The organism is Vibrio sp. THAF64 (assembly GCF_009363455.1).
GTDB classification, from domain to species: domain Bacteria; phylum Pseudomonadota; class Gammaproteobacteria; order Enterobacterales; family Vibrionaceae; genus Vibrio; species Vibrio coralliilyticus.
In genome coordinates, this window is record NZ_CP045355.1 from 807,165 (window position 1) to 824,363 (window position 17,199).

Annotated in this window: 17 protein-coding genes and 1 other RNA gene; 12 read left to right on the top strand and 6 right to left on the bottom strand. The window is 45.0% G+C overall.

All coding sequences use genetic code 11. The features are described 5' to 3' along the window. Positions 1–77 precede the first annotated feature (77 nt). Both FIU99_RS03685 and FIU99_RS03690 read left to right on the top strand, forming a co-directional pair. On the top strand, positions 78–1,388 hold the full coding sequence (locus FIU99_RS03685; RefSeq protein ID WP_152472030.1) for a PAS domain-containing methyl-accepting chemotaxis protein: 1,311 nt from the start codon (positions 78–80) through the stop codon (positions 1,386–1,388). Between the two features lie 228 nt (positions 1,389–1,616). Beyond that, positions 1,617–2,426: a M15 family metallopeptidase gene (locus FIU99_RS03690; protein ID WP_152472031.1), complete on the top strand. Its 810-nt coding sequence runs from the start codon at positions 1,617–1,619 to the stop codon at positions 2,424–2,426. A 62-nt stretch (positions 2,427–2,488) separates the two neighbouring features. Here the strand turns inward: FIU99_RS03690 and ssrA are convergent. Together ssrA and smpB are read right to left on the bottom strand one after the other, a co-directional pair. Further along, positions 2,489–2,855: a transfer-messenger RNA gene (gene ssrA, locus FIU99_RS03695) on the bottom strand. Between the two features lie 67 nt (positions 2,856–2,922). Then, entirely contained in the window at positions 2,923–3,408 is a 486-nt protein-coding gene (gene smpB, locus FIU99_RS03700) for an SsrA-binding protein SmpB (RefSeq protein ID WP_099609645.1), read from the bottom strand. 118 nt (positions 3,409–3,526) lie between these two features. On the opposite strand from smpB, the gene FIU99_RS03705 reads away from it, so the two are divergent. Both FIU99_RS03705 and FIU99_RS03710 read left to right on the top strand, forming a co-directional pair. Then, positions 3,527–3,970, top strand: coding sequence for an SRPBCC family protein (locus FIU99_RS03705; RefSeq protein WP_095561129.1), 444 nt, complete (start codon positions 3,527–3,529; stop codon positions 3,968–3,970). Then, entirely contained in the window at positions 3,960–4,313 is a 354-nt protein-coding gene (locus FIU99_RS03710) for an RnfH family protein (protein ID WP_006959630.1), read from the top strand. The genes FIU99_RS03705 and FIU99_RS03710 overlap by 11 nt, the downstream gene beginning before the upstream one ends. Before the next feature lie 147 nt (positions 4,314–4,460). Here the strand turns inward: FIU99_RS03710 and bamE are convergent, their stop codons facing one another. From bamE to nadK, 3 genes are all read right to left on the bottom strand, one after another. Then, complete coding sequence (gene bamE, locus FIU99_RS03715) at positions 4,461–4,820, bottom strand: outer membrane protein assembly factor BamE (RefSeq protein ID WP_006959629.1); 360 nt, start codon at positions 4,818–4,820, stop codon at positions 4,461–4,463. A gap of 189 nt (positions 4,821–5,009) precedes the next feature. Continuing rightward, positions 5,010–6,674: a DNA repair protein RecN gene (gene recN, locus FIU99_RS03720; RefSeq protein WP_152472032.1), complete on the bottom strand. Its 1,665-nt coding sequence runs from the start codon at positions 6,672–6,674 to the stop codon at positions 5,010–5,012. A 206-nt stretch (positions 6,675–6,880) separates the two neighbouring features. Continuing rightward, the gene (gene nadK / locus FIU99_RS03725; RefSeq protein ID WP_006959627.1) at positions 6,881–7,765 is read right to left on the bottom strand and encodes an NAD(+) kinase; all 885 of its coding nucleotides are present in this window, start codon (positions 7,763–7,765) and stop codon (positions 6,881–6,883) included. Positions 7,766–7,909: 144 nt separating this feature from the next. On the opposite strand from nadK, the gene grpE reads away from it, so the two are divergent. The 4 genes from grpE (at position 7,910) to dnaJ (ending at position 13,674) form a co-directional block, all read left to right on the top strand. Further along, entirely contained in the window at positions 7,910–8,515 is a 606-nt protein-coding gene (gene grpE, locus FIU99_RS03730; RefSeq protein ID WP_019274186.1) for a nucleotide exchange factor GrpE, read from the top strand. A 285-nt stretch (positions 8,516–8,800) separates the two neighbouring features. Further along, positions 8,801–10,078, top strand: a complete 1,278-nt coding sequence (locus FIU99_RS03735) for a dicarboxylate/amino acid:cation symporter (protein WP_099609651.1) — start codon at positions 8,801–8,803, stop codon at positions 10,076–10,078. A 357-nt stretch (positions 10,079–10,435) separates the two neighbouring features. Beyond that, complete coding sequence (gene dnaK, locus FIU99_RS03740) at positions 10,436–12,349, top strand: molecular chaperone DnaK (protein ID WP_152472033.1); 1,914 nt, start codon at positions 10,436–10,438, stop codon at positions 12,347–12,349. 179 nt (positions 12,350–12,528) lie between these two features. Continuing rightward, positions 12,529–13,674: a molecular chaperone DnaJ gene (gene dnaJ / locus FIU99_RS03745; RefSeq protein WP_006959623.1), complete on the top strand. Its 1,146-nt coding sequence runs from the start codon at positions 12,529–12,531 to the stop codon at positions 13,672–13,674. Positions 13,675–13,714: 40 nt separating this feature from the next. Here dnaJ and FIU99_RS03750 read toward each other — a convergent pair whose 3' ends face one another. Then, a complete protein-coding gene (locus tag FIU99_RS03750; protein WP_152472034.1) occupies positions 13,715–14,152 on the bottom strand; it encodes a type IV pilin protein in 438 nt (145 codons plus the stop codon). 103 nt (positions 14,153–14,255) lie between these two features. Between FIU99_RS03750 and FIU99_RS03755 the strand changes: the two genes are divergently transcribed. The 4 genes from FIU99_RS03755 to FIU99_RS03770 are packed head-to-tail and all read left to right on the top strand — an operon-like array spanning position 14,256 to position 17,091. After that, on the top strand, positions 14,256–14,747 hold the full coding sequence (locus FIU99_RS03755; RefSeq protein WP_152472035.1) for a GspH/FimT family pseudopilin: 492 nt from the start codon (positions 14,256–14,258) through the stop codon (positions 14,745–14,747). After that, a complete protein-coding gene (locus FIU99_RS03760) occupies positions 14,741–15,376 on the top strand; it encodes a PilW family protein (protein ID WP_152472036.1) in 636 nt (211 codons plus the stop codon). Before FIU99_RS03755 ends, FIU99_RS03760 begins: the two co-directional genes overlap by 7 nt. A 1-nt stretch (position 15,377) precedes the next feature. Continuing rightward, the gene (locus tag FIU99_RS03765; protein ID WP_152472037.1) at positions 15,378–16,670 is read left to right on the top strand and encodes a hypothetical protein; all 1,293 of its coding nucleotides are present in this window, start codon (positions 15,378–15,380) and stop codon (positions 16,668–16,670) included. Then, positions 16,660–17,091 carry a typIV pilin gene (locus tag FIU99_RS03770; RefSeq protein WP_152472038.1) on the top strand — a complete coding sequence of 144 codons (432 nt, stop codon included), beginning with the start codon at positions 16,660–16,662 and terminating at the stop codon, positions 17,089–17,091. The genes FIU99_RS03765 and FIU99_RS03770 overlap by 11 nt, the downstream gene beginning before the upstream one ends. Positions 17,092–17,199: the final 108 nt, after the last annotated feature.

The window sequence follows — 17,199 nt, forward strand, 5'->3', positions numbered from 1 at the left end:
CCTTTAGAGGTGTGTGCATAATTTGAACCAGCAACCATACTTAAAGCAATTCATTGAGCATGAAGAGTGTGTAAGTTATGTGGCCATTTGACAAAAATAATGAAGAACCTGAACAAAAGCTTAGCCTTCAGCATCACAATCATCTGATTGTTGCCTCCATGAGCAAGTCGTTAGTGACCATTGAATTCGATACTCAGGGGCACATCCAAAATGCCAGTCCATTGTTCTTACAAGCGATGGGTTACCAACTGGAAGAGCTAATGGGTAAGCATCATCGAATATTCTGTGATAAGAGTTATACCCAGAGCGCTGATTACACTCAGTTCTGGCAATCTTTGGCGAGAGGTGAAGTGAAATCAGGTACTTTTGAACGCTACAGTAAAACGGGGGATTTGGTCATTATTGAAGCGACTTACTTTCCCATTTTTGATGACACTGGTAGTGTGAAAAGTGTGATGAAAATTGCCAGTGACGTCACTGAGAAAGTTAAGAAAGCTCAGGCGGATAAAGATCTTATTACGGCGCTTCATCAAAACTTTGCCGTGATTGAGTTTCAGCCCGACGGTACCATTCTTGATGCGAATAAGAACTTCCTCTCTGGTTTGGGTTACGCAATTGAGCAGGTTCAGGGGCAGCATCACCGCATGTTTTGTTTTGATGATTTTTATCAGGAAAACCCAAACTTCTGGCGCGAACTGGCTCAAGGTCGTGCTTTCTCGGGCCGATTCTTACGTAAGACCAGCTACGGGGAGGAGTTGTGGATTCAGGCATCTTACAGCCCAGTGCGCAACGAGAAAGGAGAAGTGTATAAAGTGGTGAAATTTGCTTCAGACATCACCGATGATGTGAATCGCGAAATGGCGATCTCGGAAGCGGCAAACATCGCTTATTCAACCGCACTACAAACTTCGCAAGTGGCTCAGGAAGGCAATCAGGTCTTGCATGATACGGTGGGGATTTCGCAAAGAATGATGGATAACCTTACGGTATCGATCAGTCAGGTTGAGGAGCTAGCATCGCTTTCGGATGATGTCTCTGAAATTGTAAAAACCATAGGCAGCATTGCAGAGCAAACCAACTTATTAGCGCTGAATGCTGCTATTGAGGCGGCACGCGCAGGTGACCAAGGCCGAGGGTTTGCTGTGGTGGCCGATGAAGTGCGTAAGTTGGCTTCAAGGACATCAGAGTCTACTGAGGAAATCACGCAGGTGGTCAACAAAAATATGTCACTGACCAAAGAAGTCACGCAGGCGATGAATGATGTCAATTATGTTGCTCAGGAAGCTAGCGGCAAGATTCAAACCGTCTCAGAGACGATGGACGAGATATATACAGGTGCCGAAAGTGTCGCCTCTGCAGTGAACAGTTTCAAAGGCAAAGAAAGTTAATGAAAACCACATCGCAATAACTCAGTAGGAAGTGGTTGGCTTTCTATTGAGTTTTTCTATCCGTTTTTCAACTGATTCCCAGCGTTACTTTCATTCCTAACACGCACTTGAAAGCTTCTCGGAGTCAGAATCACAATTTGACGTAAATTCAGTGCTTTAAATATCTCGCCTAATCAGTCAATTCGCTAGAATAAGTCCACCTTCAAGGAATACGTTGAGATAAGTGAAATGAAAAAACATTGGTTGGGCTTGCTCGCTGCCTTATTGAGTTCGACGGGGTACGCTAACGTCGCACCTGTTTCGGAATGGCAATGTGACATGATGAAGAAGCAGGGAGTATTGAGTGAAGGTGCTCCGGTAGGCTGTGATAGGCTTTCTAAAGTGGATTTCGACTTCGTCACTTTTGATGGTCAAACGAAGCAAGGCAGCATGATCGTGTTCGATGTTGTTGCGCCTTCCGTTGAGCGGATTTTTGCAGAACTGCATAAACGTCAATTTCCTCTTCATTCGGCTCGTTTGATGCGTGAATTCAAAGGTGATGATAATGCTTCGATGGCCGCGAACAATAGCAGCGCTTTCAATGCGCGCCCCATCACTGGAGGGTCTAGTTGGTCGAAACATGCTTACGGCGTCGCCATTGATATCAACCCGGTACAAAACCCATTTCTAGAGTTTGGACCAGATGGAAAAATTACGGTAAAACCGATTCAATCAGTAGATAACTACATCAACCGAACTCGTTTTCGAGCTCGAAATGAGATCGAACGTCAGGGCATGGCCGAAGACGTCACAGAGCTTTTCGCACATCATGGGTTTCTTATCTGGGGCGGTGATTGGAATACGCCGATAGACACTCAGCACTTTGAAATCGGATCGCGTCAATTCATTGAGCAGTTGTTAAACCAACCTAAACCCGATGCAATGGAAACATTCAACCAATACATTGCGTCATATCGCCATTGTTTCGAGCAAAATAAAACTGAGGGAAGTGAGAAAGCGCGAGCAATGTGTGCGTATGAAATAGTACAAGCGTTTTAATCTCGCTGATGCGCTGAATACAAAAAGGCCCAACTCGTAAGAGTTGGGCCTTTCCAAACGTTTGGTGGAGCTGGCGGGAGTTGAACCCGCGTCCAAAAACCATTCATCATTGGTACTACATGCTTAGTCGATCTTTAAATTCACCAAGTACCTGCGAACCGACACGCCAGTAAGTGACTATCCTGAATTAAATTTCGCCGTTCATCTCTCAGGCGGGAGAATCCGGGCTAGCGCGTTTGGGTTTGATCTCTCGTTGGTCCCCGTCTTACGTGCGGAAGCTAGGGCGAGAGAGCTCTGAGCAGGTTATTAAGCTGCTAGTGCGTAGTTTTCGTCGTTTGCGACTATTTTTTTGCGGCTTTTTACGTGGCCAACCGCCCCACGGCATGCACCTCAGACTGCAAAATTCCTGTCGAATCCTAAATCAGCCCCAAAGTGTTCTTCGCATAGTACCAGAAAAGTGTAACCTGTCTAGACTTGTGCGTTTAAGTGCTCAATATTAGCGCAGCGAACTCTTCATTACGCGAGCTTTTTCTCTCGCCCAATCTTTTTCTTTCATATCAGTACGTTTATCGTGCAGCTTCTTACCTTTTGCCACACCGATTTTCATCTTCACCCAAGAGCGAGACCAGTAGAGCGAGAGTGCAGCAAGCGTCATACCTTCACGGTTAATTCGACCAAAAAGGTTATCAAGCTCACGACGGCTCATCAGTAGTTTACGAACACGTGTAGGGTTCGCCACAACGTGTGTCGATGCTTGGTTAAGAGGAGTAATAGTCATACCACTCACAAAGGCTTCACCATCTCGCATAAATACGTAACTTTCTGCGATGTTTGCTTTGCCTTCACGAAGTGCTTTAACTTCCCAGCCTTGAAGCTCCATGCCAGCTTCGATTTCATCATCAATGAAATATTCGTGGCGAGCTTTCTTATTGACAGCGATGGTATTGCTACCCGCTTTTTGTTTCGATTTTTTCTTTGCCATAATGGCTGCATTATACGGTTAGGAACTTAGTTAGGAAATCCCTTTATTTGCGCTGAGTGCAAATAAAAGTAAAATTGGTGCATGCCTGCTGTCTAGGTGTGCGCTATGAGGAGTCTATATGAAGCAAGTCAGCCGTTCTGCGCTGGTGTCGTTCAGTGCTGAACAGATGTTTAAGCTGGTAAATGATGTGGCCAGTTATCCTGAATTTTTACCCGGTTGTTCAGGCTCCCGAGTGATTGAATCCAGTGGTTCTGCCATGGTTGCTTCCGTTGACGTTTCGAAAGCAGGGATCAGTAAAACGTTTACCACTTCAAATGAGCTGATCAGTGGTGAAGCGATCTTAATGAATTTGGTTGATGGCCCTTTTAAGACATTGAAAGGGGGGTGGTTTTTTACTGCCTTAGACGATAAAGCCTGCAAGGTTGAGCTTAAGTTGGAGTTTGAATTTTCCAGCAAAATGATCGAAATGGCTTTTGGTAAGATTTTTAACGAGCTGACCAGCAATATGGTGAATGCGTTTACTCAACGCGCTAAACAGGTTTATCCGTGCTATGAGTATTGAGTCTGACATGATCCACGTTGAAGTGGTTTACGCTCTCCCTTTAGAGCAACGGGTATATACCTTAGTGGTCAATAAATCGATGACGGTTGAGGAAATCATTAAAGAATCTGGTGTTTTAGAACAATACCCAGAAATTGATCTGACCAAGAACAAAGTGGGAGTGTTCAGCCGCAACGTTAAGCTCAACGCTACGATTCGTGATAAAGACCGTATTGAAATTTATCGCCCACTGCTTGCAGACCCGAAGGAAATTCGCCGTAAACGCGCTGAACAAGCCAAAGAATCAGGGGCAGCAGATCCAGTCACTGGCGGTAAAAAGAATCCACTTAGGAAGGAAGATTGAGCGTATTTAGCTTGTAAGATAACCACCTTTCTTCTGGTTGAATTGCTTTATGCCAAAATAAAAGGGTTGACGCTATGCGCCAACCCTTAAAAACTTCTCGCTTCTCGCTTCTCGCTTCTCGCTTCTCGCTTCTCGCTTCTCGCTTCCTTAATTGATTCCTTCAAAGAAATCAGAGCTAGGTGGGAAGTCACCAGTCACATCGACCAATTGGCCTTTATCGTTGAAATTGACAATCAAGTCCTTCTGCACCGAATCTTTGTGCCCTTCGGTATGGTGGTAAATGTAGTACCAAGTATCTGGGTAACCGTTTTCAATTAGCATTGGTGAGCCCATCACAAAGCGTACCTGCTCTTTGGTCATACCAAACTTCAGTTGATCAACAGCTTGTTGCTCAACGTAGTTACCTTGGTTGATGTCAATTCGGTATACCAGCTTTTCTACCAGAGAGCAGCCAGTCAACAGTGTCATAGAGAGTGGTACAGCGATTAGCCACTTTTTCAATTGCATACGGATAAATTCTTGTAACGGATATTTCTCAAATTGGGCTGATAATAAACAAGCTGAGCGCTAATGTAAAAAGCTCATCTTGTTTTGAACTGTTTCAGACCACGATTTTTGAATTTAGTTGCAAACTCGTACCAAAATTTCCCTAAGTCGGAACTTTGGCTCTAAGTTGAGAATCAGCCGTAGAGTCTATCAAGCCGCAATTAGTAACTCTTTTGCATTCGCCAAGGTTGACTCGGTAATTTCACTGCCGCCAAGTAATCTGGCCAACTCGGATACACGCTGTTCGTTGTCTAATGAATGCATCTGAGTTTCTGTTTTTCCGGCTTTGGTTTGCTTAGCAACAAAGAGCTGTTGATGGCCGCACCCCGCAACCTGAGGCAGGTGAGTGACACACAGAACTTGAGTCGATTCACCAAGCTTACGCAGCATTTTCCCGACGACAGCGGCAGTTGGCCCACTGATGCCCACGTCGACTTCATCGAAGATCAAACTTGGGGTATCGACTTTCTGTGCTGTAATGACTTGAATCGCTAGAGAGATTCGAGACAGCTCACCACCAGACGCTACTTTTGCGATAGGCTGCATAGGCTGACCTGGGTTGGTTGAGACCACAAAACAGACATTATCCATTCCGAGTGGAGAAGGGTGAGTACACTGCTTATCCACTTCAATACAGAATTGCGCTTTTTCCATGCTGAGCTCGTGCATGCTAGCAGTGATAAGCTTGTTGAGCTCTTTAGCGTAGCGACAGCGAGATTTGTGAAGCTTCTCCGCTGAGGTCAGGAAAGCCTGATATTTGGCTTCGACTGCTTGTTCTAGTTCTTCCAGCTTTTCATCGGAGCAATCTAAAGCCTCAATTTGTGACAACAAATCTTGGTGATGCTGATACAGCTCATCAGGAAGTACATGATGTTTACGTGCCATCGACATGACTTTTGAGAATCGTTCTTCAACAAAGGCCATACGAGCAGGATCAACATCTATGTTATCGAGATAGCCACGCAATTCACTGTTGGCTTCTTCGATTTGGATGATGGCTTCTGAGAGCATGTTTGGCAGTTCTGCAAGCGCTTCATCCAATTCAGCAAGCTGGATCAGGGAGCTACTGGCTGATTGGAGAATACTAAGCGCATTAACTTCTTCACCTTCGTAAATAAGCTCGATGGCTTGTTGGCAGGTGGCGGCGAGTTCTCCGCTGTTAGACAATCTTTTGTGTTCCTGTTCGAGTTCTTCATATTCATCCTCGCCAAGAGAGAGCTCGTTAAGCTCTTTGATTTGGTATTCAAGCAGTTGTTTTTGTGCAAGGTTAGCTGCACTATTTTCTTTTAACTGCTTAAGGTTGTTATCGGCCTGGCGCCAATTTTGGTAGGCGTTACGAGTACCTTTTAAAAGGTTTGTATGGCCTGCATATTGGTCCAGCATAGCCATCTGGTAGTCACTTTTCATTAGTTGATGGTGCGCATGCTGACCATGGATATTGATCAGTAATTGCCCAAGAGTTTTTAGTTGTGAAAGTGGTACCGGGCTGCCATTAATAAAGGCTCTTGAACGGCCTTCTTTATTGATGATGCGACGCAAGATACAGTCACTACCTTCCAGCAGATCGTTATCTTCTAGCCAACGCGTTGCGTGAATGTTGTTCTCAAGGGAAAAGGCCGCACTGACTTCGGTTTTCTCTTCCCCCTGACGTACCATGCCGGCTTCCGCCCGACCACCTAAGCAAAGACCTAAAGCGTCAATTGCAATAGATTTACCCGCACCAGTTTCTCCAGTGATGGTGGTCATGCCGTGAGATAGCTCCAGCTGTAGAGATTTAACAATAGCGAAATTATTAACACTTAGATGAGCCAGCATTTTTTGTACCTGTTTAAATGAACAATACTGTATAGGAAAACAGTATATACTGTTTCTTTATACAGTAAAGGTGGTGATGAAAATTTTTGTGAGCGGGATCAGGAGTGTGTTTTGCTGATGTGATTGTTGAGTGGGAGCCGTTGAGTTACGAAGGCTTTCAACAAAAAGGGCTGACGCTTTTCGTCAACCCTTAAAACTTTTCTCAATTAGAACAATTTGCTCGACCATCCTAGTTTGTTCCGCAACACATGGTAGTAGCTGTAGTCTTTAGGATGGATGAGCTTAAGAACATTAGGGCTCTGGTAGATGTGGATTTCGTCACCCGGTGAAACAGGTAAAGAAACTTGTCCATCACACCCCACTTCTTGGGTGCCACGGTTATCCGGTGAAACAACCAATTTGATACGACGCTTACTGTCAACAACCAACGGGCGGCTTGATAACGTATGGGGGAACATAGGAACTAGCGAAATTGCATTAAGGCTCGGTGACAGAATCGGGCCGCCACCAGACAATGAATAGGCCGTTGAGCCTGTTGGGGTAGAGACGATCAGCCCATCCGCCCGTAGCGAAAAGGCAAAACTCTCATCTATATACACCTCAAATTCGATCATATGGGCAACTTGGCCTGGGTGTAGCACCGCTTCATTCAATGCGGCGTTGTGGCTTTTTATCTGACCGTGGCGATGGACTTCCGCTTCCAGTAAAAAGCGCTCTTCTTCGATGAACTCACCTGCGAGGACTTTCTTCAGCGCCGACTGAAAATCTTCTGGATTGAGATCAGTGAGAAAGCCAAGGTTGCCTCGGTTGACACCGATAACCGAAATATTAAATCGAGACAGGACTCTTGCGGCACCAAGCATATTGCCATCCCCGCCAACCACAATGGCGAGATCGGCGGCTTTGCCTAACTGAATCAGGCTCGCAAAATGTTCACTTGGTACGTCGTCTAGAATTTCAGCCAGTCTGTCGTCAATAAAAACCTGATACCCTTCCGATTGAAGCCAGGTATAAAGCTCTCTATGAGTCTGAATGGCTTGCTGATCTCGGGGTTTACCAATGATGGCGATCACTTCAAAAGGCTTTTTCATAGGTTTTCCGCACTAAATAGGCTTGATTCGACAATCTTCATCCCCATAATAATGGCAAGTTAGCTATTTATGCGAATTTTTATGTATCTAAACGCGATAAACGTGACGGTTTAGATACAGATGGAATTGAATTCTGGAGATATCATGAGCAACGAAGAAAACAAGATCAAAGAAGAAGAGCTACAGCAGCAAGACACTGCGCAAGAAGTTGAAGCAGAAGTTGTAGGTACTGACGCTGATATCGAATGGAACGAAGCAACTGAACAAGACGAACAAGAGTCTAAAATTGCTCAGCTTGAAGCAGCACTTCTTTCAAGTGAAGCGAAAGTTAAAGAGCAGCAAGATTCTGTTCTGCGTGCTAAGGCGGAAGTTGAAAACATGCGCCGTCGTACCGAGACGGAAATTGACAAGGCTCGTAAATACGCATTGAACAAGTTTGCGGAAGAGCTACTACCTGTTATCGACAACCTAGAGCGAGCGATCCAGGCAGCGGATACAGACAACGAAGCGGTGAAGCCAATTGTTGAAGGTGTAGAGCTGACACATAAAACGTTTGTTGATGCTGTTGCGAAATTTGGCCTGAAGGAAATTAACCCAGAAGGTGAAGCGTTCAACCCTGAAATGCATCAGGCGATGTCTATTCAAGAGAGCCCAGATCATGAGTCAAACACTGTGATGTTTGTTATGCAGAAAGGCTACGAGCTGAATGGTCGTGTTATTCGTCCTGCCATGGTGATGGTAGCGAAATAACTGCTTAATCCAAACTGATTAAACTTAAAAAGAGAGGCTTCGGCCTCTCTTTTTTGATCTCGTCAGAGCTCTCAGAACGACCAAATTAACACATTGATATAGTGAATTATTCTTGGGTTAAAGTTTATACGAAAATTAATTTCCGATTAGAAATATGTAACATTATCGTAAACAAACACTTTATTTTGTAACTTTTGTGTGTATTATGTGCGAACTCTGCCGTAAAACTCGGCGGAATAAACTATAAAATCATAAAATATAAACACAACATTCTGGAGACGAATGATGGATAAATCGCTTTCAAGCAAGATATTTGTAGGCTTGTTCGCTGGCCTACTGATTGGTACTGCGATTCAGTACCTGTTTAGCGGAATTGCTATCTTTGACACATACCTACTGGGTGCCGCAGAAGGCGCTGGTGGTATGTTCGTATCCCTGATCAAACTTCTTGTTGTTCCACTAGTATACGTTTCTATCGTGTGCGGTATTGTGGACCTGAAAGACATCACTGCGTTTGGTCGTCTTGGTGGTAAAACTTTTGCCCTTTACATCTTTAACACCATCATCGCGATTACTGCGGCGTTGACTGTTGGCCTTATTTTCCAGCCGGGTGCTGACGCGAATCTAGCGGGTACGATTTCAGAAACTGTTAAGCTGACGACGACTGAAACACCTGACATTTTCTCACTGGTCGTTAACATCGTACCGAGCAACCCTGTTCAGGCATTCGCTAACGGTGACATGCTGCAAATCATCTTTATGGCAATCCTGACTGGTCTTGCTATCCAAGCACTTGATTCACGCGGTGGCCCTGCGATCCGCACGTTCAAGATGGCTAACGAAATCATGATGAAGCTAGTTGGTCTGGTTATGAGCCTAGCGCCATACGGTGTATTCGCTCTAATGATTCAATTAGGTGCAACGCTAGACGCGAACACGCTAATGTCTGTAGCCGGCTACGTAGCACTTGTTGTCGCAATGCTAGTGTTCTGGATCTTCATCTTCTACCCAATGGCAGTAGGTATCGCGACAGGTACTTCACCAAAGACGTTCCTGCGTGCAACTCGTGAACAGATCCTGTTCTCCCTATCTACAGCGAGCTCGAACGCGACTATTCCTGTAACTATGCGTACTCTGACTGAGAAACTTCAAGTTTCTAAATCGGTAGCAGGTTTCGGTGTCCCACTTGGTGCAACAATGAACATGTCTGGTGTATCGATCTACATCGCACTGGCAACTATCTTTGTTGCGAACGCATTTGGTCAGCCAATCAACACTGCTGACGTCTTCACTCTAGGTCTAACTATCCTGCTTCTATCTATTGGTGCTGGTGGTGTTCCTGGTGGTGGTGTAGTTATGGTTGGTGTTCTTCTTCACCAACTAGGTTTACCACCTGAAGGTCTTGCAATCATCGCCGCAGTTGACCGTATCAACGATATGTTCTGTACATCTTCTAACGTAGTGGGCGACACAGCTGTAAACACTATTGTTGCTAAAACAGAGGGTGAAATCGGTAAAGACGAAGCTGAAGTTGAAGCACAACCTGCACAAGCGAATGCTTAATCTTTAAAGTGTCGGAATTTGAAAGCGAGGCCAAGTGCCTCGCTTTTTGTTTTTAGCATGTAGTAATGACATTAATTGGGCTTTGAGCATTACCACTTGAGAGAACGAAGATGTAAGTGTTGGAGCACCACTTATTGAAATTATGACTTCGGAATCCGGTCTATTCGCTTATCCTCAAATCTTTTTTCACTTTTTTTCACTTCTTCCCTTGAAAAGCTATTTACAGCCCTTATCTATTGGGCATAAGTGAAGCAAACAAAATTATTTTAGTTTGTGAGTAAGGGTTGAAACCCTATTCTCCATCCCCACATAGGGGATATAGCAAAACGAAAATAGAATTTATTCGGAGATAGCCTGATGGGTAAAATCATTGGTATTGACTTAGGTACTACTAACTCTTGTGTTGCTGTTCTAGACGGTGACAAGCCACGCGTAATCGAAAACGCGGAAGGCGAGCGTACAACAGCATCAGTTATTGCATACACAGATGGTGAGACGCTAGTAGGTCAGCCAGCTAAACGTCAAGCGGTTACAAACCCAACTAACACGCTATTTGCAATTAAGCGTCTAATCGGTCGTCGTTTCGAAGACGAAGAAGTTCAGCGTGACATCGAAATCATGCCTTTCAACATTGTTAAGGCTGACAACGGTGATGCTTGGGTTGAGGCACAAGGCCAGAAAATGGCGGCTCCTCAGGTTTCTGCTGAAGTACTGAAGAAAATGAAGAAAACTGCAGAAGACTTCCTAGGTGAGGAAGTAACTGGCGCAGTTATCACAGTACCTGCTTACTTTAACGATGCTCAGCGTCAAGCAACTAAAGATGCTGGCCGTATCGCAGGTCTAGAAGTTAAGCGTATCATCAACGAACCTACTGCAGCAGCTCTAGCTTACGGTCTAGACAAGCAAGGCGGTGACCGCACTATCGCAGTATATGACCTTGGTGGTGGTACATTCGATATCTCTATCATCGAGATTGACGAAGTTGAAGGTGAGAAAACGTTTGAAGTACTAGCAACTAACGGTGACACACACCTTGGTGGTGAAGACTTCGATAACCGCATGATCAACTACCTAGTTGAAGAGTTCAAGAAAGAGCAAGGTATCGATCTTAAGAATGATCCTCTAGCAATGCAGCGTGTTAAAGAAGCAGCAGAAAAAGCGAAGATCGAGCTTTCTTCTACTTCTCAAACTGACGTAAACCTACCTTACGTAACTGCAGATGCGACTGGTCCTAAGCACATGAACGTTAAAGTAACGCGTGCGAAACTAGAATCTCTAGTTGAAGACCTAGTACAACGCTCTCTTGAGCCACTAAAAGTTGCTCTAGCTGACGCAGACCTTTCTGTAGGCGACATCACTGACGTAATCCTAGTAGGTGGTCAGACTCGTATGCCTATGGTTCAAGAGAAAGTGGCTGAGTTCTTCGGTAAAGAAGCTCGTAAAGACGTGAACCCTGACGAAGCAGTAGCAATGGGTGCTGCAGTTCAAGGTGGTGTACTTGCTGGTGATGTGAAAGACGTACTTCTACTAGACGTTACTCCTCTGTCTCTAGGTATCGAGACTATGGGCGGCGTAATGACTAAGCTAGTTGAGAAGAACACAACTATCCCAACGAAAGCGAACCAAGTTTTCTCTACAGCAGAAGACAACCAGAACGCGGTAACTATTCACGTTCTTCAAGGTGAGCGTAAGCAAGCGATGTACAACAAGTCTCTAGGTCAATTTAACCTAGAAGGCATTCAGCCAGCACCTCGTGGTATGCCTCAAATCGAAGTAACTTTCGACCTTGATGCGGATGGTATCCTGCACGTATCTGCGAAAGACAAACAGACAGGTAAAGAGCAGAAGATCACTATCCAAGCTTCAGGCGGTCTAAGCGACGACGAAATCGAGAAAATGGTTCAAGAAGCAGAAGCTAACAAAGAAGCGGACAAGAAGTTCGAAGAGCTAGCAGCTGCACGTAACCAAGCTGACCAAATGATCCACGGTACTCGCAAGCAAGTTGAAGAAGCGGGTGACGCACTTCCAGCTGAAGAAAAAGAGAAGATCGAAGCTGCAATTACTGAACTTGAAGAAGCAAAAGGTGGCGACGATAAAGAAGCTATCGATGCGAAAGTTCAAGCGCTTATGACGGCAGCTCAGAAGCTGATGGAAATCGCTCAGCAGCAAGCTCAGGCTCAACAAGCAGGTGCAGAAGCTGGTGAACAGCCTAAGCAAGAAGAAGACGTTGTTGACGCTGAGTTTGAAGAAGTTAAAGACGAGAAAAAATAATTCTCGATTCTGACTTAACTTAAAGTAATATGCGGGCGTTTGAGGGAACTCACACGCCCGCCTGTTTGTAAATACGCTGTCTTTCCAGATAAGCACTTTTGCACAAAGCCTTTATCTAGAACGATACAAACACCAAGCGACAATCGGTCGTTTGCAGTAATAAATTGGTGACGAAGAACATGTCAAAACGTGATTTTTACGAAGTATTAGGCGTAAGCCGAGATGCATCAGAACGTGATATTAAAAAGGCGTACAAGCGCCTTGCAATGAAATTCCACCCAGACCGTAACCAGGGTGATGAGTCTGCTGCAGAGAAGTTTAAAGAAGTAAAAGAAGCGTACGAAATCCTACTGGATCCTCAGAAAAAAGCAGCCTATGACCAATATGGTCACGCAGCCTTCGAACAAGGCGGCATGGGCGGTGGTGGCTTTGGCGGTGGTGCTGGTGCTGATTTCGGTGACATTTTTGGTGACGTGTTTGGTGATATCTTTGGTGGTGGCCGACGTGGTGGTGGCCAGCAGCGCGCGCAACGCGGTGCAGACCTGCGCTACAACATGGAACTGTCGCTAGAAGAAGCGGTTCGTGGTGTTTCAAAAGAAATTGAAGTTCCAACGCTAGTTAACTGTGACGTTTGTGATGGCAGTGGCGCGAAGAAAGGCTCGTCCCCTGAAACGTGTGGAACCTGTCACGGTCATGGTCAGGTTCAGATGCGTCAGGGCTTCTTTGCGGTTCAGCAAACCTGTCCTACCTGTCATGGTAAGGGCAAGATCATCAAAGATCCTTGTAACTCATGTCATGGTCAAGGCCGCAAGCAGAAGACTAAAACGCTTAACGTTAAGATTCCTGCTGGTGTTGATACTGGTGATCGTATTCGTCTTTCTGGTGAAGGTGAAGCAGGAGAAATGGGCGCTCCAGCGGGTGACCTATACGTACAGGTTCATGTGAAAGAGCACCAAATCTTTGAGCGTGATGGCAACAACCTTTATTGTGAAGTGCCTGTCAGCTTTGCAATGGCTGCACTGGGTGGTGAAGTCGAAGTACCAACACTGGATGGTCGTGTGAACCTGAAAGTACCAACCGAAACTCAAACGGGTCGCATGTTCCGTATGCGCGGTAAAGGCGTGAAGGGTGTTCGCGGCGGTGGCGTTGGCGACCTTATCGTTAAGCTGGTTGTAGAAACTCCGGTAAATCTAAGTACTCGTCAGAAAGATCTATTGAAAGAGTTTGAAGAGTCTTGTGGTGGTGAAGCGGCAACGAAGCACAAGCCAAAAGCGGAAGGCTTTTTCAATGGCGTGAAGAAGTTCTTCGATGACCTGACTAGCTAAAAAAACAAATTCTACATAAAGCCTGCAACTGCAGGCTTTTTTATTGCCAGCAGCTAAGAGGAAACGCTTTATTGCTAGCATCAAGGCTGAGGTAATCAACGTTGTATTCTTGTAAGCAAGAGTCTAAATTTTGTTGGCTGTTTGCTTGCGCTGTCGCTTTGACAATGTACGCCGCATTGGCGCTACTGGTTACGCTAAACACAAAGCGACTTTGCTCGGAAAGGCACACCGTACATTTCCCACTCGATATTACCTTATGCCAATCATATTGGCCGTTATAGCTTGATTCTAATTCGAGTTGGATACGGGCGAGATCCGCAATAGCGGTGATGCGGTGAGACTTCCGTACCTGATCCAAATAGCTTGGATAGGCGAACATCGCCAAGATACCAATCAGAGTAACCACGATCAGTAATTCGAGTAACGTCATCCCAATTAAACTTTGTTTACTCTGTTTGCAGTTATTTACGCCAATCACTTCGAGCTCTCCTAGTACCCACCTCTGACCTATTGTTATGCGCTGTTAATATCAAGCCAAGTATGGTTCTCGACACTTTTAAATTTACATAGGGATTTGGGAAATGCCTCGTGGCTTTACGTTACTGGAGTCCGTTGTCACTCTGTCTGTGATGAGTTTGTTACTGGTATGGGCGGTTCCTAATTTTAGCTCAGTATCTGATACCACTAAGATGATGAGGCTCGCTAAAGAATTGAATGGCTTCGTCTTAATGGCAAAATCTCAAGCGATCTTGCGCCGACAGCCTCTATGGATACATCTCACAAGGTCAGGTGATTCTTGGACGTTGAATTTGACGGACAGCGAAGATGAGGACAATGGTTTAGTTCTTATGCGTTTATCTGGCGAGCCGTTTACTGGCATCGAACTGGCGACGACTTACAGCTCAAATCAAGTCAGTTTTGATGCCACACATGGACGACCCAAAAGCGGGCGGTTTACATTTTACCCTAAGTTATCTTCGGAAACTGCTCTTGAGCTCAGAACGCATTTTCGCTCAGCCATTGTACGAGTATGTGCGCCTTCGGGCATTACTCTTGGTTATCAGCCATGTTAAGGCGAGGGCAATCGGGGTCTAGCCTAATTGAGCTTCTTGTTTCTACTTCGATTTCTCTCATGGTCATCGCCATAGCCGTGAGTATGCTTCTCCATAGCCAACGCCTCTCCGCTGTCCGCGCTAAAGAGCTAATGTTGCTGCAAAGCACGAACAGTGTTCTTCAAATGATGAAATTAGATTTGTATCGAGCGGGTTATGGTAGCGTGCTGGGTGATAGTGTCCGCTTATCTGGCGCAGCACAAACTTACTATATTAAGCACGGCGAGCAACACACTATGCTCGCGTACGCCTACCTGTCAGGCCGCTTAGAATCTGAGACAGCATACACGAATGTGGTTTACCAGCGGCAGAGCGAGTCAAAGGAGGTTTTGAGAGTGTGTGAGAAGAAGCTATCAAGAGCTATGTCGGCTTTAGAAGCAGAAAACTTCACCACACATTTTGGTAATACCTGTAACACAGTGTTCGATAGTAATCGTATTGTTGTGACCGAGTTTGAACTGGATTCCGAGCCTTTAGCCGGTGCTACCCATACTTCTTCATTACTCAATGTTCAACTCAGTACCCATTTACGCTTTGCCCCAGAGGTATCGAAGACGCTCACCTTTTCCATTAAACAGAGGAACTGGTGACATGACATTTCAGCGAGGTACTGCAACCCTTTTAATCACAAGCCTTTTGCTAGCTGGCGTGCTCATGATTGTCATGGGCAGTTATAAAGCCTTATTCTACCAAATTAAACGCAGTCAAAATGAAGTGGAAAGTCGCCATGCACATTGGCGCGCAGAGGGCGGGTTAGAGTGTGCGATTTCCTCTGTTGTTGGAAAACAAGACATACCAGAAGAGCTGAATGACTGTCAGATCCAGCTGAGTTTGGATGCGCTTAAGATAGAAACGGGAACACCACATATTGTTCGTGCAACCAGTGGTTTCTTAACCTTAAGTAAATCGTTTCTTCTGCCCGAACTTCAAATCAAAAGTCCAATCACTACAACCTCTCATTTATTGGTGAATGGTGGACTCAACATAGCGCCGCACGTGAATCAACGCGTTAGCGAGTTCCGCTGGGCGTGTACTTCGGTTCGTTATCAAAATACTTTCTATGCGCACAGCTATGACACCATACATCCATATCAAGCAACCGATATCTCTCGCTATTTTCCTGAGAGTCATGGCTCAGGTTTGCATCAGTGCAGCACAACTCACTACACAGATTTCAGTTGGCAGCTAGCTTTAACTCAGAGTGACTTCGAGCATGTGGAGCAGCTTGATGTATTTCAGGAAGTTTTTAATGTGCCACGTAGCCATTGGTTTGAGGTTATGTCAGACACCAGCTTGTTCGGTTATGTGCCAAATGAGCTTAAAAGTACCATGCCACGCTTATCGAGCGAGTTATCCAGTGCGAAATATATAGAAAATTGCGGTCAACAGATTACAAATCTTATCAAAGCATCTCATGAGCTTATTTGGGTATACGGTAGCTGTGAACTTAGCGCAGATGACCTGCAATCCATAAACCTTGCCATTGATACGCATTTGAATGGAGGCTTGATACTGGTGCTTCACAATGGCATCGCTTCAATTTCAGGAAACCAAGCATTGAAGGCCATGATTTATCACTTTGTTTCTGAGAGTCCGTCTGCTGGGTTTGTTGATTGGGGACAATCAAACAACAATCCATTGTTTTCGGCACTGATTGCATCTTTGAACGAGCATGCTTTGCTGAACACAGTAGATCAACAAAAAGTGAGTTATTTTCAGAGTGGTAATGTTTATCCGTTAGGTGGTTTAGTGTTGGATGCTCCTGATAGCTATGCCTTGATCAACAATGATCTATACATGCAGTTCAATAAAGATGTCACGGCCTCGGCTGCTCGACATTTTCATAAGGTCAAATGGAGCAATGGTAGTTGGCATGATTTCTAACCAGAAAGGTGTCAGCTTGTTTGAGGTGCTATTGGCTCTCTTGCTTGTCAGCGGTAGTGCTGTCGGTTTAGTCAAATTACATACCTATATCGAAATGAAATCCGATTGGGCTCAACGGTCTATTGAAGCGCTCTACTTGGCAGAGTCTGAGCTTGAACAATTCACCACGCATGGATCAACGGTGAAGGGAGGACGTTATCTATTCGACGATATAGAACAAGATGCCTGCTATTCGCAAACTCAGTGTCAGCCGTTATCGGCTGATTACTTTCAAACGCGATGCGAGGCTCGCTCCTCGTTACAAAATGGGATTGAAGTTAAGCACATTACCGTGGAAGTGTGTTGGTTCGATCGCCATGGAAAACAGCAATCCATTGAGCTAATGACATCAGTTTCCAAATTCAATGAATTTAGTATGTAGACTATTTTATATTCAAAATAAATTATTGATATTTTACTTAAAAGTGTTCTCTATATTTTTCAAAATGGTTTCAAATCTGTTTCATTATATGGGTGGCTAGTGTTTTTA

Coding starts and splice junctions, on each gene's coding strand:
- nadK (WP_006959627.1), bottom strand. CDS start 7,765: ATGAAAAAGCCTTTTGAAGTGATCGCCATCATTGGTAAACCCCGAGAT.
- FIU99_RS03710 (WP_006959630.1), top strand. CDS start 3,960: ATGAGTATTGAGTCTGACATGATCCACGTTGAAGTGGTTTACGCTCTC.
- FIU99_RS03735 (WP_099609651.1), top strand. CDS start 8,801: ATGGATAAATCGCTTTCAAGCAAGATATTTGTAGGCTTGTTCGCTGGC.
- dnaK (WP_152472033.1), top strand. CDS start 10,436: ATGGGTAAAATCATTGGTATTGACTTAGGTACTACTAACTCTTGTGTT.
- recN (WP_152472032.1), bottom strand. CDS start 6,674: ATGCTGGCTCATCTAAGTGTTAATAATTTCGCTATTGTTAAATCTCTA.
- dnaJ (WP_006959623.1), top strand. CDS start 12,529: ATGTCAAAACGTGATTTTTACGAAGTATTAGGCGTAAGCCGAGATGCA.
- smpB (WP_099609645.1), bottom strand. CDS start 3,408: ATGGCAAAGAAAAAATCGAAACAAAAAGCGGGTAGCAATACCATCGCT.
- FIU99_RS03755 (WP_152472035.1), top strand. CDS start 14,256: ATGCCTCGTGGCTTTACGTTACTGGAGTCCGTTGTCACTCTGTCTGTG.
- FIU99_RS03760 (WP_152472036.1), top strand. CDS start 14,741: ATGTTAAGGCGAGGGCAATCGGGGTCTAGCCTAATTGAGCTTCTTGTT.
- grpE (WP_019274186.1), top strand. CDS start 7,910: ATGAGCAACGAAGAAAACAAGATCAAAGAAGAAGAGCTACAGCAGCAA.
- FIU99_RS03770 (WP_152472038.1), top strand. CDS start 16,660: ATGATTTCTAACCAGAAAGGTGTCAGCTTGTTTGAGGTGCTATTGGCT.
- FIU99_RS03705 (WP_095561129.1), top strand. CDS start 3,527: ATGAAGCAAGTCAGCCGTTCTGCGCTGGTGTCGTTCAGTGCTGAACAG.
- FIU99_RS03690 (WP_152472031.1), top strand. CDS start 1,617: ATGAAAAAACATTGGTTGGGCTTGCTCGCTGCCTTATTGAGTTCGACG.
- bamE (WP_006959629.1), bottom strand. CDS start 4,820: ATGCAATTGAAAAAGTGGCTAATCGCTGTACCACTCTCTATGACACTG.
- FIU99_RS03685 (WP_152472030.1), top strand. CDS start 78: ATGTGGCCATTTGACAAAAATAATGAAGAACCTGAACAAAAGCTTAGC.
- FIU99_RS03765 (WP_152472037.1), top strand. CDS start 15,378: ATGACATTTCAGCGAGGTACTGCAACCCTTTTAATCACAAGCCTTTTG.